Source organism: Candidatus Poribacteria bacterium, from assembly GCA_026706025.1.
GTDB lineage: Bacteria > Poribacteria > WGA-4E > WGA-4E > WGA-3G > WGA-3G.
The window spans coordinates 1-16,647 of sequence record JAPOZO010000017.1 but is presented as its reverse complement, the minus strand read 5'-3'; the positions used below and the strand labels follow the sequence as shown (position 1 = coordinate 16,647).

Below are 16,647 nucleotides of genomic sequence, written 5' to 3'. Positions count from 1 at the left end.
TTGGCAAGCTCTTCAACTCATGAAAAAAGTACATTATGAAAACTGAATGGCTCTGGTTTTAATTGTCCATTTGAACGGGCACTAAGAGAAAAAAGTTTACTTTCATCGCGGAAGATGCTACAATATGAAGCGTTTAGGATTCAGGCAAATTCTGTGCTGCAGGTGCTGTCGCACTAAAATGCTTAAAGGTCGCGTAAGTCTTGAATACACCTTACCAGAGTGGAGATGGAACTCATAGATATGGACTACACACTCGAAAATTGCCAAAAGATTGTAGACGACTGGATCCACACCCTTGGAATCCGGTATTTCTCAGAATTAACCAATACTGCCATTCTCATGGAAGAAGTCGGAGAATTAGCACGGATTATGGCGCGTCAATATGGCGAGCAGAGTTTCAAGGAAAACGAGAAAGACCTTGATATTGGTGAGGAGATAGCGGATATCCTGTTTGTGCTTATCTGTCTTGCGAATCAGACAGGGGTTGAACTTGAAGATGCCTTCAAAAAAAACTTGGAGAAAAAGACCCGACGGGATAAGGAACGGCACAGCGGAAACCCAAAACTCCAGAAAAACTGAGTATCGGGCAGCGAGCCGCTGGCGGAGATAAACAATAAACTATGGAAACTTTTGAGTGGCGCAACGATACAGAACTCTTTGATATGATGGAAGAGCAGTTATATGCCGCTGTGATTTCGGACGCACTCGACGCAGCCGGGTACCGCGAGCAGGTATTGCGACATACCATCCGCCCCCTTAACCCAACGACAATTGTCGTCGGTCGCGCGATGCCTGTGCTGTGTGTAGAGGTCTATGAGATTCCAGATGAACCGTATCAGCAGGAAATCGCGGCGGTGGATAGCCTCAAACAGGACGATGTTCTTATCTGCTCAACGAACGGGAGTACCCGCATCTGTTTTTGGGGGGAACTCCTCTCGACAGCGGCGCGAGCACGTGGGGCGCGTGGTGCCATCATTGAAGGGTTTATCCGAGATGCACGCCAGATTTTAGCGATGGGGTTTCCGGTGTTCACGACAGGATTGTCGCCTGTTGACTCTAACGGACGCGGCGATGTCATAGCGTATAACGTTCCGATTGAATGTGGTGGTGTCGCGGTTGATCCTGGCGATATCGTGTTCGGCGATGCTGATGGTGTTGTTGTGATCCCACAAGCGGTGGAAGCAACCGTGATTGAAGCTGCGCTGGAAAAAGTAAGCGGAGAGAATCGGACCCGCGACGAGCTTCGCGCCGGTGCAACGCTGCGAGAAGTTTATGACAAATACGGGATTCTGTGATGAATAGTTATCGGTTTTCAGTTTTCAGTTAAAGAGGTTGTTTGACTGTTCAAGTTTCTCTTAACTGATGACTCTCATTGTGAGGCAAACTGATAACCCTTCCTCTGATGGCTGTTCTTAGGACGTAACCCAAGCAGACCAGGCTGGATATACGGAGAGAAGCCTTCTTCGCAAAATCCGCCTTAACGAACCGCAAGGAAAGTTAAAAAATGATTTATGAATTACGCACGTATCAGGTCGTACCTGGGAAGATGAAAAACCTGAATGACCGGTTTGCAAATATTACACTCCCTTTGTTCGAGAAGCACGGTATGAAGGTTATCGGGTTTTGGGAAACTGCTATCGGTGAGGCAACGACAACGGAACTTGTCTATATGCTTGCCTTTGACGATCTCGGACATTATCAGCGCGCGTGGGATGCATTCATCGCCGATCCAGAGTGGCAAGCGGCGAAACGATTAACGGAAGTCGGTGGTCCGCTGGTGAATGTGGCAAGTTCAAAGATACTTGAACCGACAGATTATTCGCCCTTACAATAGAGGGGTGCCCGCTCTCACTGACCGCTAATGGCTAACGGTTTCCGACAGCCATTCTCATCGTAAGATGGCGAGTTTTCCGACCTTTTCTATTTTTCTATTTTCGGTGCTGGCAATGACACGATAAAAATATACACCATTGGCACACCGCACACCTGCTTCATCTCTGCAATCCCAACCGGTTTCGTTGGTGCCGCGGTTCGCGCTCACATCCTCGAGTGTCTTGAGGAGTCTACCGTTAACACTATAAACTTTGATTGTAACGCTGTCAGGTGCCTGTGCAAGGTGATAGGTGAAAAAAGTCTTCCCGCCAAATGTACGATCCACAGGATTCGGGGCATTGAACACGTCATTGAGCGTGACTTTTTCATTTAAGGTAAAGGTCGTAACAAACTCTGCTATGTTCTCACTGGTGTCTGCCGCAGTAATCTGGAGTTGATATTCCCCATTAGCGAGGTCTGGGGCATAGGTGATATCGGCACTCACGGGGGCAGCCGGATCAAAAGTTTGCATGTAATTGCTGGCATCTAATGGTTCAAGTCCCTCATACAGACCTCCAAAATTGAATCGAAAAGTGGTTTCATCAAGTGCATTATCATCGGTGAGGGTAATCTTGAAGCGGGGTTGTTCTGTGAGTACTGCGCCGTCTGTCAAAGGCTCCTCAAGCATTTCGTTTCCTGAACCTCTATCGCTCGCACCGACTTGAATGTCAATAGTCGGTGGTGTGATATCGGGAGCTTCAATGACAAAAAATCTGTAACTAACAACACCGTCATCACCACCGATAGTGTTTCTGTTGAAATCTTGTGCGCCAATGTTGAAAGTATACTCGCCCGGGAAGAGTATGGGTCGATAATCAATTGGGACCGTTTGAATACCACCTTGTGTACGGAGTTCGTAGTCGCTAACAGATTCAAAAGGTCCACCATCTTTTTGTTTTTGCAGGGAGAAGAACTCTGTATCGATACCGTTTGCATCTTGCAGCACAATAGAGATAGTAGGGCGCGGGGCGATGACGCTACCGGTTTGTGGTTGGAGACCATCTACCCAGAGGTTAAAAGTAGGCGGTTCGGTATCGGTGCTACGCATGAGGGCAAACCGTGTGAGTTTAGGGACATCCGTTGTAATTGTAGCGACGCGAGCACTACTGAATTTAAACTTATCGCCTAAATCAAATTCTTCGGAACTCGCGGTGACGAGCAGTTCAAAGCCGAGATGGGTAAGGAAAATAGGTTCGTTGATCTTCCCGCGTATTTTGACACCATTGGGAAAATAGGAAGGTTCGTTAGAAGTATCACGGAGTTCATAGTAATTAGGATCGGTAAAAAAAATGAACCAGTCGCCTGTCTCAAACTCCGCTTTCGGTCCAAGCCTACTATTTACCGTTGCACTGCCGTTACCGAGATTCGTATTCCACGTGCGTGTAAGGATGACATCGCCTTGGGGATCATAGTCGGTTTCAAAAGCGAGGATGTCGGCAAATTCAAAGGCGTAATTGACATCAAGAGATGGGTTCTCTTGCCGTGGAATCCGTAATTCTAAACCAAATGCTTCCTCCCTGAACGGATTGTCAAGTTGCCCAGTCCTATCAAGCTTCTGGCTCCGTGATTCCTCCTTCCGCTTGAGAAATACTTCGTACTCACTACCATCAAGAAAAATGATAACCCAAGTGCCTGCCGGCGTGAGGTTTGGGTTGATGGTAATATTATCAGCTTTTAGGTTCTGTTGACTTGCATTTTCCATCTGTACGGGTGTAATATAATTTTCCAGCAGAAAGTCGCCTTCAGAGGTGTAGTTAATTTTCGATGGCAACCGTCGCCATGCTGACAAGTTAACATCCGCCTCCTCAGCAGCAGACTCCGATTGTGGGCCTCTCTCGACATTTGCCTGCCACGCATAAATTGCTATCTGGTTCGCGACCTCGGTAAATTCATGCTTAAATGCGGGATTGTCAGGCTGAAGTCCTTTTCCCTCTCGTACGATGTCTTCCAAAGCACTTACATCAAAACGGAGCTTGATCTCGGCAGGTTTCGCGAGCACTGATGCGTCTGTGCGAAATGCGGGTTCATAGTATTGAGCGACAGCCCTATCTTGCCGAATGAGTCCGCGCCGGAGCGCAGCGACACGGGGAATCGGGGCAAATTGGAGATCAGGCTGTGTCGGGTCCGGTGGTGATTGTGATGTAACAGCAAGTGGGATACTTACCGTGCCCTTCGTTTCGGTTTCAAGCGCGTTTGGCGGGAAATGGATCTCAAACACCCTGTCTAAACTAAAGGCTGTTAACTCTTCCTCGAGTCGATAGTTAAAATCGTTGACGATGAAAGAGACATGCTGCTTGTTATCATAGAGACGTGCTTCTTCGACATTCCCATCAATTTTATCTTCAATACTCGGGTCTTCTGGGTCTGCCAGGACATAAATTTTGTGGACACCCGTCTCAAGTGGGGTCTTGAGGTCTAAGATAGCCGTCGCGCGTTGCCATACGTACGTCCCTTCTACCCAATCCGTGGCTTTCACGACTACGGTCCCAAGAACATCCGCGGTTTCATCAACGATAAGGTCTCCATCAGCGTCAGGGTTTTCTTCAGCAAATACGACCTCAATATCCGCCAACACAGGACGACCACCGTTATTGATCAATTCTGCTATGAGTTGGTAACCGTTTTTCTTCTCATCAAACGTATATCGGATAGGGGCCCTATCTACCTTGTCAGTGCCGATTGCCAGGTTCGGTCCCTCAGGAACTCTGACGATGTTGCGTTCTTGTTTCGATGGAATGGCGACTTCATGTCCCGTACTATCGGTAATGCGAATTCGGTAACGTATCTGCAATCCACCTTTCGGGAGTGGAATAGGTGTCTGAAGTTCATACCAGCGCCCACCGGGTGGAACATCACCAAGCGGTGTGCGGGCAGGGACCATAGGTGTCACGACGTCTACGAAGGTGGCTGTATTATCCCATAAAACGCTTATACTTCGTATGCCACCCGGTCCTTTGTCATCAAGGACGAGGGCACTGATATTAAGGGTATCCGTGACTTTGGTATCAAGCGTCTCACGGATGTCGTATACAACAGGTGTATCTATCCAGAATCGGGTGCCACCGATAGCAGCACGGCTGTCGTCATAAGCAAAAATACGGGCAAAGCCACTGCCGGGTAACGCGTTGTTTGGGACATCGATCCGCACAGTTCCGTACTCTCCCTGCCAGACGTTGCCACCTACCCGTCGCGTGAGGTTATTGCGTAGATTGTCATCAAAATTATTTGCAAAGACTGCGAAAGCAAAAAATGTTTCTGTGCTAAAATCGGATGCGCGCGTGAAGCTCACGCCGCCTGTACCTTCGATTCCTGAATTTCGGATCACGCCTATCTCGTTCGCCTTAATCACAATTTTATGTGTATCGTTGAGCGCGACGCGTTCCAACTCCACCTTTACGTCAAGTTGGGGACGGGCAAGGCGAGATGCCGGATCACCAAAAAGTGTATATGATTCGGTTCCAGGAATCCAATCTATATTCCGAATCCGGTTGAGAAAACTAATTTTGGCATCAGCAACAATAGATCCTATCGTTGGCTGTAAGGGCGGACTGTTAGTCACCAATTCTGGCGACTCCTGAGCAACACGAAACAAGGCTTCAAAGAGGTCTATGTCAAACTCAGCATTTGCTTGCCCGTAGGTGAGCCGTGTTGCCGAAAGTGCCGCAATAGCACCGTACCTTCCTAACAGAAACTGTTCGCTGAGGCAAAAATTTCCAGCCTGTTGTGGTTTATCAAACTGTCCATTGAGACAGGTCGTTGTGATAACAAAGGGGAGGTATTGGTTCCGCAAATCGGCGGCATCCTCAATACGGAAAATAGATTCATCTGCCCAGGTCTGGCTTCCACCGTGTCCAGCATATTCAATTGCAAGCGCGCCTCTATTGATAGCAGAGAGGATCATCCTACGTGTATTGTCAGGGCTCCCAATCTTTCGGAGGTAGATTTGGCGCGTGTCGTATCCGGGAGGGATAACCTCCTGTATGAGTTCATCGCGTGACTCTTCAAAGATACCATCGTTGGGTTTGTCTGTATGGTCATCTGCTACCTGAATTAATGTGCCTTGCCACACCCCCATCTTCGGATCTTTTTCATAATCAATTATCTTTTGAACCATGGTTGTGAGGGCTTCGGGCGTTTGCACCGAGAGTCTACCAATAAACATATCCGGCAAAGGGTCTTCGCCACTAATATTGACAAAACGCTGGTCCATAGAAGTTTCACCGCTCGCGGGTGCCCAACCATGGTATGTCGGCACGAAGTTGGGATAGAGGTTATAGGTGCCTCGGAACGTCGGATCTTGGCGGTAGATATCAACAGTGGCTCCCTTGTAGTCGTAGTGTGCATCTCCAACGAGGAGGACATACGTAGGGGCAGGTTGTTGCCAATTATGATAGGTATATCGTAGAAATTTCTGGATCGCAAAGGGGTTGAAGAGACCGTCGCTAAATTCATTGTAAATATCGTCAATATCAACAACCATAGTTGTTAAACCTTGCGAACGCCGGAATTCGACGAGCGGAAGAATATTTTCGGCGAAAGTCGAGTGTGTAATGACGACATAGTCAGCTTGGTTAGCGGGGTTCCTTAACGCTGTCGGTGGTGTCGGAACGAGTGCGTTGATATTTTTATAGGCACTACGACTTATTACAAAATAGCGTCGATACTGGCTAACAGTATCCTCAAACAAAATCCGACGAGTCGCTCCCGTTCGAACGACTTTACCGTCAGTGAGTCTGCTTGTAATTCCGTTTTCATCCAACTGATATACGTCTATTGTGTCGTTAAAGAAGTTGCCAACTCGGTACTGAACTTGCCCACCGTTGAGCGGTTCAGTATTGGTATTAAATTCAAGGCGATTGGACTCCGCCTGAAAGTCCCGCCAATAGTCAAGCTCATACCAGTCGAGGTAGAAATCGTATGACCCTGGCGGCGTATCGTTGTCATCGAATGCCTCAATGCGCATGTAGTTCGTCGTATCGTGGAAGATGAGATTCTGTGAATTGTGTGAGATGTAGCGGGTTGCGGTCTGCGAAGCTTGACGTTTCCACTCCTCATCCCTACCAAGTATCTTGTTATTAAAGGTGATACGAGCGATGTGGCGTGCACTCCCCTTGCGAGAGGCACCTTGGAATTTAATACGCAAAGTACCAATGCGATCAATTTGAAGCCGTGGTATTGCTCCCGGAATGTCTTTAGGTTCTATAGGAAAATCTTTTCGGCTCGTATTAATATTTCCACCGCGGAAAGCAACACCGAAATAGTGGTCTGCAAGTTCAGACTTAATATCATTACCGGCTAAGGCGTCATGATGTCTATTTTCCTCAAAGCGAACGCGTGTTAAAAAGGCTTTAGGGGATATTAAGTTTGGCGTTCGCGGACTTCCGTCGCGCGCCTCCACGCGGGATGTTTCAAAACCCGCGTTTGGTTCTCCGCGTAAGCCGAAACGGAGCCAATAAACGTTTTCATCAGTAAATTTGTTGTCTGCTAATGCCCGACCATAAAAGATAATCTGCTCACCAGGGTCAAGTGTATTGTTCTCGTTTTCATCGAAAATATAGACGCCTTGCTTCTGTCCACTGCTCTCCAATCGAAGTGTATCAAGGTCTATACTCTCTGGTTCAATGCCAGTATGTGCCTTAATGTTGTTATAGGTAATACGATACATATCTGTCTTAGCGACAGGGATTTTAAAACGGCGCGTATTCGCATTAATTAGCGGTGGTGCCCCAGGAACGTGATTTCCATCTGTGATGCTATAAGAGGTCCGGCGTTGTTTTCGCCACGACTTTGCCTGCTCATAGTTACGCAGCGTTTCTTGGAATAGACTCTCAAAGGCACGCGGAGGTTCTCGAAAAGTAGAAGGTGCTGTAGGAATAGTGCCGCCAATAACCGCCCCCGGAAAATGCACACGGAACGTCACAGACGGAAATATTTTTAATTGCTTCGTCGTCTGATTGTATTGCACGGGATTGATTTGCAAACTGCCGATGCGCTGGTCTCGCACAAAGCCGCTAGGGATGACCTCTACAAGCTGCGTGGGATAAAATTTGGCGGAAGTCCGTGAGGAACTTCTGGAAACCCGAGTCGGAAAGACTGGATCATCAGGTGTGACACCCACATTTTCGATTATCCTCATCTCCGAACGCGCTTCAATGATGGTGACAACTGGCGTTCCTGCGACAGGGATTCCAATGCGTTGTGTGTAAATGGGCAGTTGGGGTTTGCCTACGTCAAGCGTCCGATCCGCGCCTGCAAAACGAATATCAGTTACCACACCTTCGGAATTATCTACAGTAGAGGAAGTGTGTGTCGTTATCTTAAGTTTTGGTAGGGTGAAACGTGCTGTGAGAGTGTCCGCTGTAATTGCCAGAATCTGAAGCGGTGGCACTTCGTCTCCAGTAACGGGTAGGGATCCTGACTGTGTCTGACTTACGGCAACCAGCATCGGAACAGTAGAAAGTGTAAGGACTATGGCGAAAAAAATAAGCGTCTTTTTCATGGCGTTTTACGATTCTTCCTATCGTGAATTAAAGAAATAAACGGGCAACAGCGAAAACGGTCCGTCTCCACTAACGAACTTTTTTAACTTTGTTGCTTTACAGTGCCTCTTTAATTCTAAAATCTACCATAATTAGCAATCTTTTCTTGCTAATCACCTCTTTGTTGGTGGCTACTGACGGCTGATGGTTAATTCGCGAGTCGTGAAGCGCAGTTTAATGCCGCAACAAGACTGCTCTCATTAGCGATACCTTTACCGGCTATGTCAAACGCTGTGCCGTGGTCTACACTCGTACGGATTATTGGTAAGCCTAAGGTGACATTTACAAGTTTCCCAAAGCCGAGAAGTTTTATCGGAATATTACCTTGGTCGTGATACATAGCGATAACGGCGTGCCACTGTCCCTGATTTGCTTTGACAAAAAGCACATCGGCAGGGAGCGGACCGTCTATCGTCCCGTTTTGTGTTTGGACCTGGGCAATAGCTGGACTGATAAAACGCGCCTCCTCCTCTCCGAACATACCGCTCTCACCCGCGTGAGGGTTTAGGCCCGCAACGGCCAGTCGGGGTTCAGAAATACCACAGCGGGTCAGCACCTGTTGCGTGATTCGGATGACGTTCACAATCCTTGGAACAGAGAGATGTTTCGGAACGTCAGCCAATGCGATATGGTTCGTCACGAAAGAGACTGCGAAAGCGACTTGATTATTTTCCGTCTCTACATAGGGTGTTGCGGTCTCCAAAGTGGGTTTTGGGGCTAATGCTTCAGGCGTACAGAGCATCATTACTACGTCAGGTGTATTCGTGAATGCCGCAAGCATTTCCGTGTGTCCTGAGTAGGGGATCCCTGCGCGGTTTATGGCTGCTTTGCAAATTGGAGCAGTCGTGATAGCATCAAGTTCACCCTGCATCGCAAACTGTGTGGCGACCTCAATCGCTTTGACAGCAGCAGCGCCTGCCCGCGCGTCTATAGTGCCGAGGCAAATCTCTTCAGGCGATATTGAAGAGACATCAAGCACATCAATTGTTCCGGGCGTTGTGCTTGCTTGTATCGGTGTCTTGATAACATTAAATTTTAATTCGGGGGTGCCAGTGGATATAAATTGACAAGCATTCTGAAGGATAGCAGGACTTCCAATGACAATCGGTTGGCACATTGAATATACACTTTTATCTGCAAGTGCCTTGATAATGATTTCAGGACCGATGCCAGCTGCATCTCCCATTGTTAGCCCAACCTTAGGTCTATTTGGGGTATGCTGCGTATTCGTTTCGCCCCGCATTAACGGGCGAGGATTCCGAAACGCAGTGACTTCAGATTGGATTTGCGTTTCTGTGCGAGTCATTGCAATTTTTTTCTCCTTTAATCGAAGCAAGCGGTGCCTCGATCAGGAGATGGAGGCTACGGGTTTATTTGGCGGTAGAGTGTTGTAGCGCGCGCACGTGAGACGTTTCCAGAGGGTAACTCAACAACCTCGTATTCAGACTCTGGCACGTCCTCAATGCCTGTTGGATGCCTTTCCGCAGTAGCGGGCGGGGACCCCGGCATACGAATTACATCACCTACAGAAAGCATTTTTCCAGCTTTTGCAACGTGTCCGTTGACGCTTACTGCGCCTTTGCTACAGAGGGTATTAGCAATTGTCCGCCGTTTTACAAGGCGGCTGACCTGCAGGAATTTATCTAACCGCATTTTTTTTTAGAGTTATCGGTTTTCAGTTATCAGTTATCGGTTAAGAGTGTTTCGGATTGTCTAAAAATATTGGGTGAGCCCAGAACCTTCTTTAACTGACAACTGACAGTTTTTTCTCGGCCAGAGAAAAAACGATCTGACAACTGACAACTATCTTACACAGATGGCTGTGTAGCGACTGGCATTTCTACAGGAACCTCGGGATCCACAACAGGTTCTGTCAGTGCCAATTCCAGTACCTCCATCATATCGTTGACTTTATGGAAACGGATCCCTTCGCGAATTTCTGTAGGGATGTCAACTTCATCTTTCTCGTTGTCCACAGGAATGATGATGTCAAAGATACCGTTTCGGTAGGCAGCGAGTGCTTTCTCTTTTAAGCCACCGATAGGCAGCACTCTACCGCGGAGCGTAATTTCGCCAGTCATAGCAATATCTTTACGAACAGACTTACCTGTGAATGCGGAGAGGATCGCCGTGGCGACGGTAATCCCCGCGGAGGGACCATCTTTTGGGACTGCGCCTTCTGGAATGTGGATATGAATATCCTGCTGCTCAAACTGCTTGTTAGAAAGCCTGAAGGATTCAGCACGCGAACGGATATAGGCGACAGCGGTCTGGACAGACTCACGCATGACTTCCTGAAGCTGCCCAGTCATACTCAGTTTGCCTTCTCCTTGCATCGTCGTTGCTTCAACGGAGACAATATCACCGCCAATCTGTGTCCATACCATCCCTGTAGCGACACCGACTTCGTCACGTTCTTCGGCTTTTGTGCGCGTCCACTTCGCAGGACCGAGATAATCGCTCAAATTGGTGGGTGTTATTTCCAAGTTGAGATCCGGTGTCTCTTCGGTGACAATCTCTCTGGCAACCTTCCGCATGACCGTGGTGATTGTGCGCTCAAGATTTCGGACCCCGGCTTCGCGGGTATACTTATGTATCATCTCATAGAGAGCTTCGTCTGTGAAGGTGATATTCTCACCTGAAAGTCCGTGCCGTTCAAGCTGCTTCGGGATAAGTCCGTTCGGTGTGAAGGTAGCGATGTTATGCTTCTCGAAATCGGTATAACCGGGCAATTCAATGATCTCCATCCGGTCCTGGAGCGCAGGCGGTATAGTAACCCGCGTGTTAGCGGTCGTGATGAACATCACATCGGAAAGATCAAAAGCAATATCCATGTAATGGTCGCGGAAGGTGGAATTCTGTTCTGGATCGAGAACTTCAAGGAGTGCGGATGCCGGATCACCCCGGAAATCCGCACTGAGTTTATCAATCTCGTCGAGCAAAAAGAGCGGATTTTTCGACTTTACATCACGGAGCCCTTGAATGATACGTCCGGGAATAGCACCGATATAGGTACGTCTGTGCCCGCGAATTTCAGCTTCATCTCGAACGCCGCCGAGCGACATTCTGACAAACTTCCGACCGGTCGCGCGGGCAACCGATTTACCGAGCGAGGTCTTCCCCACCCCCGGCGGCCCAACGAGACAAATAATAGGACCTTTAAGATGCTTCACGAGTTGTAAGACAGCGAGGTATTCGAGTACATTCTCTTTCGGTTTCTCCAACCCGTAGTGATCCTCGTCAAGTATTCGTTGCGCTTCGGGAAGTTGGAGTTGATGCTCAGTGCTCTCTTTCCAAGGTAAGGCGAGTATCCAATCAACATAAGTACGGATAACTCCGGATTCGGCAGATTGCGGCGGTATCTGTGCGAGCCGATCAAGTTCCTTAAGTGCTTTCTCTTCCGCTTCTTCGGACATTCCGGCGTTTTTGACCTGTTCCCGGAGTTCATCGACTTCAGCGATATCATCCCTGCCGAGCTCCTTCTGAATGACCTTCATCTGTTCCTGAAGATAGAATTCTCGGTGGGTCTTTTGGACAGATTCCCGGACCTGATTGTGAATATCATCTCGGAGTTCATTGCGCTCAAGTGCATCGTTCAAAAACTGTATGACGACTTGTAAACGTTTAATAGGGTTGAATTCCTCAATAACATTTTGGCGTTCTGGTGCGCTGAGGTCGAGAAATCCAGCAATAATATCTGCGAGAGGTCCCGGTTCTTCTTGCTCTTTAATAAGCTGCTTGACTTCTTCCAAAGTCAAAACATGCGGTTGTGAGTTGCGCGCCTGCTCCTTCTGCCTTGTTTTTGCGTAGTCATTGAAAAGTTTCTTAGTATCTTTGACAAGAGATTCAGCGGCATTTGCTAACCCGATCTCTTCGTGGATAATTTGCACGTCCGCTTGCAAGAAATCAGCCGTTTTCGTATACCCGAGAACAATCGCGCGCTGCTCTGCAGCAATAGCGATACGGATAGTGCCGTCCCCAGGTTCGTAAGATTCAATGATATTCGCGACAGCACCAATAGTGTGGAGATGTTCAGGAGCGACATCTTCTCCTTCTTCCAACTCCACTTTTTGGTGGAGGAGGAGTATCCGCCGATTTGAGCGGAGCGCGGCACGGGTCGCCTGGATCCCCATCTTACGAGCGGCATTTAGGAAGGATCTCGTCTTCGGAAAAGGAGAATACATATCGAAATCCGGGGACAAATCAATAACCGGTAAACTTACGGTTCCATTTTCTTTTCCTGCTGTCGGATTCATAGTTCTCGTCCTAGCGCCAGGCATCAATCCCAGCATATTAGTTTTGCCAAAGTGGCAACGGTTCATTTACAAATTTGTCGTTAAGCAGTTTTAAGTTCTTCGGATTTTCTATAAGTGAGTTGTGGTGGTTCACTGTTACGCACAGAATCCTCGGTGATATGGCATGCTTCAACATCGTCAAGTGATGGGAGACGATATAGGGTATCAAGCATAATCTTTTCAAAAACGGCTCTTAGCCCGCGCGCCCCCGTTTCACGTTCAATGACTTCGTCAGCAATAGCGGTTAATGCGCCATCAGTCGCGTGGAATTGCACACCTTCATACGCCAAAAGACGCCGATATTGTTTGACAAGCGCGTTCTTCGGTTCCGTGAGAATACGGATCAACGCCGGTGCATCCAATTCGTGGAGCGTCGTAACAACTGGAAGTCGTCCGATCAACTCCGGTATAAATCCGTATTTGATAAGATCTTTTGGTGTCACCTGTGCGAGAATTTCATGAATTTTGGTTTCGCTTTTCGGTTGGATAGTCGAACCAAAACCGATACTTTGCTTTCCGAGTCTGTCCTTAATGCCTTTATCTAACCCAATAAAGGTTCCGCCGCAAATAAACAATACCTTTTTGGTATTTACCTCAATCATCTCTTGATGAGGGTGCTTCCTGCCACCACGTGGTGGTACATTCGCGGTTGTCCCTTCCAGAATCTTGAGTAATGCTTGCTGAACGCCTTCACCGGATACATCGCGAGTAATCGATGGATTCTCGGATTTCCGAGTAATCTTATCAATTTCGTCAATATAGATGATACCGGTTTCAGCGCGTGCGACATCGCCATCCGCCGCTTGAACCAGTTTCAATATGATATTCTCGACATCCTCACCCACGTACCCCGCTTCGGTCAAGGTTGTTGCATCGGTGATAGCAAAAGGCACATCTAATACCCTTGCAAGCGTTTGCGCAAGGAGCGTTTTCCCTGTACCTGTCGGTCCGATGAGCAAAATGTTGCTTTTGTCTAATTCAACATCATCAGTCATATCACCATGGTGTAAACGTTTATAGTGTGTGTAAACTGCAACAGATAATGTCTTTTTGGCGTGTTCTTGACCTATTACGTATTCATCAAGTTTTGCTTTAATTTCCGCAGGTGAGGGGGGGACTGTGAGTGCGTCCTGTTCATTTTTTCTTTCCGAGTTCGGTGTATTTGCAGTATTGGTTTCGGTACGTTGGCGAGCACTGCGTCCACGCGCTTGGACAGATTCCTCTTGGTCATCTTCACGTTCGTGTTGTTCGTGCGGTCCCTCCGCTTTGTTGAAGTCCTCCGTGGATAGATCAAAGCTGCCGTCTGGCTTACGAGCGAGAATATCGTTACAGAGATCAATACACTCGGTAAGACATCTCTCACAGATATTCGCCTCAAGTCCATTAAAGAGTCTTTCGACGTGAGTATTATCGCGCCTACAAAATGCACATGAAGCACTATCCGATGTAGATGCTGATAGTCGGACAATACATTCAACACAAATATTGGCTTCCCTGCCCTGAAGGAGTCGTAGGCGGACTTGTGTACTGTCTTGTTGACAGAAAGAACAAGACACTTCACGATGGGCGGATTGTGACATAGAAGTTCTCCTTTTTTAATGGCTATCAGCCGTCAGGGCGATTTTTTTTCAAAAAATCTTTCAGCCGTCAGTTAAGAGGTTATCGTTTAACAAAACCTTTTTTCTTTGCTGACTGCTGACTGCCGATGGCTATTCCCTCTCTGCGGTACGCTGTTCTACAACATGATCAACAAGACCGTATTCAAGCGCCTGGTCGGCAGTCATATAAAAATCGCGATCGGCATCAGCAGCGATTTTGTCAACATCTTGACCGGTATGTTCGGCTAAAATATTGTAAAGTCGATCTCGCTCATGTAAGATTTCTCTCGCATGAATGTTAATATCGGAGGCTTGACCGCTGATCCCAGTTGCCATCGGTTGGTGAATCAGTGCTTTTGCGTGTGGCAAAGCGTAGCGTTTGCCAGGCGCGCCCGCAGCGAGCAAAATAGCTCCCATACTATACGCTCTACCTAAACACCAAGTTTGCACATCTGCCTTGATATACTGCATTGTATCGTAAATCGCCAAACCGGCAGAAACAGAGCCACCGGGCGTATTAATGTAGAGCACAATGTCTGCATCCGGGTCTTTCCCTTCAAGGAAAAGCATCTGTGCAGTTACGATGTTCGCGAGGACATCATCATCAATCGGTGTTCCGATCATGATAATCCGGTCTTCAAGCAAGCGAGAGTATATGTCGTATGATCGTTCGCCTCGACTGGTTTGTTCAACGACGATAGGTACAAGATTCATTTTTTAATTTACCTTGCGGAGGGCTCAAGCGACTTGGTACTTGAACATTTCTCGTCACGGAGCCGCCTCTCCATTTCATTACGAGGCTAACCACTTGGAGTTAAAAGAAGACCCGATTTTTTGATCAACAACTCGACTCCGAATATAATAGTGTAAGGCACGAGTTGTTGGTCAAATCGGAAAAATCGGAGCAGAAACCCAATATTTAAAAAATCAGGCGATTATGAGCGACTGTTTAGCGGATGCGCTGTGAATGAGAAACTGATAAATTTTTTCGTGTTGTAGTTGACCGCGAAGTTCTTCCAATCGATTGTTTGACTTCAAGAGGTCCGCGTATTTTTGAGCGTCTCGATTTTGTTGCTCAGCCGCCCGACGGATTTCGTATTCCAATTCATCATCAGATACGTGAATGCCCTCCGCTTCAGCGATAGTATCGAAGATCCACGACTGTTTTGTTTGCTGAATGACATCTCGCCGGAGTTCATCAGGCAAGGTATCCATGTTAATTCCAGCATCTTCGGCTGTTCTCTGTTCGTTCGCCAATTGCAGCTTGACATTCTGCAGCGTCTGCTGCACGTATTGGTCAACTAACGGTTCTGGAATCGCAATATCAGTTTTTTCAATGAGTTGCTCCAATAATTCCGCTTTCTGCTTATCAACATGTAAACTTGTCTCTTCTTCGACCAGATTGTTCCATATCAGCCCATAAAGTTGTGAATAGTTTTCATATCCGAGGTCTTTCGCAAACTCATCATCTAAGGAGGGCAGGTGCTTCTGTGTAATAGCGTGCAGCGTGATACCATATTGTGCGGATTTTCCTGCGAGTTCTGTGATCGGATGTTCTTGTGGAAAATCAATATCGACGGATTTTGTTTCGCCGATCTGCATTCCAATCAGTGCCTGCTCAAGTTTTTCATTTAACGCCCCGGCACCGAGTTCTATATCAACATCTTGCCTCGATTCAGGTTCAATCCGGTCCCCGTTAATTAAGCATTCCCAATCTACACGGACGCAATCTTTCTCCTCGACCGGACGCTCAGTGTCAAGGGGTTCATAAGTTGCCGATTGTGCCTGTAGACGGGTAATATAGGCATCAACATCTTCACGAGGTACATTAACCGGGTTTTTATCGGTTACCAGTTCATCATAACGAGGGAGGTCTATATTGGGTCGGATATCAACCGTGGCTGAGAACGCGAGCGGTTCGTTTTCTTTAACTCGCAATTCATCAAGAGGGGGTGTGAAATTGGGTTGGGAGAGTGGATTCAGTTTTTCCCTATAAATAGCGTCTTCGTAAGCAGGAGCGACAAGATACCGGACAGCCTCACTATTAACGTAATCAGGAAATCTTGACTTGAGGATTGCGACAGGCACGCGCCCTTTTCGGAAACCCGGAATGGAGACTTGGGTACGTAATGTCTCATAAGTTTCCTTTAATGCTGCATTAACATCTTCAGAAGGCACCTCAATGTCCAGACGGACTTGCGTGGTGTCTAACCTTTCAATTTGAACTCTCAAGTTTTTGTCCTCACGTCAGGCATTCAAAACCCGGATACTTTATATCTAATACGAGCATGGGCGAGGAGGGACTTGAACCCTCACGAGGCGTAACCCCAATAGATCCTAAGT

At 47.5% G+C, this 16,647-nt stretch carries 10 protein-coding genes; 3 read left to right on the top strand and 7 right to left on the bottom strand.

Going from position 1 to position 16,647, the window contains the following annotated elements; translation table 11 throughout:
- The first annotated feature begins 225 nt into the window (after positions 1-225).
- The 3 genes from OXH00_03740 (at position 226) to OXH00_03730 (ending at position 1,834) form a co-directional block, all read left to right on the top strand.
- Entirely contained in the window at positions 226-579 is a 354-nt protein-coding gene (locus tag OXH00_03740) for a nucleotide pyrophosphohydrolase (GenBank protein MCY3740113.1), read from the top strand.
- A gap of 41 nt (positions 580-620) precedes the next feature.
- Entirely contained in the window at positions 621-1,295 is a 675-nt protein-coding gene (locus OXH00_03735) for an RraA family protein (protein MCY3740112.1), read from the top strand.
- Positions 1,296-1,504: 209 nt separating this feature from the next.
- Positions 1,505-1,834 (top strand): NIPSNAP family protein, encoded by a 330-nt coding sequence (locus tag OXH00_03730; GenBank protein ID MCY3740111.1) that lies wholly within the window; start codon positions 1,505-1,507, stop codon positions 1,832-1,834.
- A gap of 54 nt (positions 1,835-1,888) precedes the next feature.
- Here the strand turns inward: OXH00_03730 and OXH00_03725 are convergent, their stop codons facing one another.
- From OXH00_03725 to tig, 7 genes are all read right to left on the bottom strand, one after another.
- Positions 1,889-8,371, bottom strand: a complete 6,483-nt coding sequence (locus OXH00_03725; protein MCY3740110.1) for a C25 family cysteine peptidase — start codon at positions 8,369-8,371, stop codon at positions 1,889-1,891.
- Positions 8,372-8,559: 188 nt separating this feature from the next.
- Positions 8,560-9,717 (bottom strand): 4-hydroxythreonine-4-phosphate dehydrogenase PdxA, encoded by a 1,158-nt coding sequence (gene pdxA, locus OXH00_03720; GenBank protein ID MCY3740109.1) that lies wholly within the window; start codon positions 9,715-9,717, stop codon positions 8,560-8,562.
- 56 nt (positions 9,718-9,773) lie between these two features.
- A complete protein-coding gene (locus tag OXH00_03715; GenBank protein ID MCY3740108.1) occupies positions 9,774-10,064 on the bottom strand; it encodes a S4 domain-containing protein in 291 nt (96 codons plus the stop codon).
- 155 nt (positions 10,065-10,219) lie between these two features.
- Positions 10,220-12,667: an endopeptidase La gene (lon, locus tag OXH00_03710; GenBank protein MCY3740107.1), complete on the bottom strand. Its 2,448-nt coding sequence runs from the start codon at positions 12,665-12,667 to the stop codon at positions 10,220-10,222.
- 80 nt (positions 12,668-12,747) lie between these two features.
- Positions 12,748-14,286: an ATP-dependent Clp protease ATP-binding subunit ClpX gene (gene clpX / locus OXH00_03705; GenBank protein ID MCY3740106.1), complete on the bottom strand. Its 1,539-nt coding sequence runs from the start codon at positions 14,284-14,286 to the stop codon at positions 12,748-12,750.
- Positions 14,287-14,415: 129 nt separating this feature from the next.
- The gene (locus OXH00_03700; GenBank protein ID MCY3740105.1) at positions 14,416-15,018 is read right to left on the bottom strand and encodes an ATP-dependent Clp protease proteolytic subunit; all 603 of its coding nucleotides are present in this window, start codon (positions 15,016-15,018) and stop codon (positions 14,416-14,418) included.
- A 213-nt stretch (positions 15,019-15,231) separates the two neighbouring features.
- The gene (tig, locus tag OXH00_03695; protein ID MCY3740104.1) at positions 15,232-16,536 is read right to left on the bottom strand and encodes a trigger factor; all 1,305 of its coding nucleotides are present in this window, start codon (positions 16,534-16,536) and stop codon (positions 15,232-15,234) included.
- Positions 16,537-16,647: the final 111 nt, after the last annotated feature.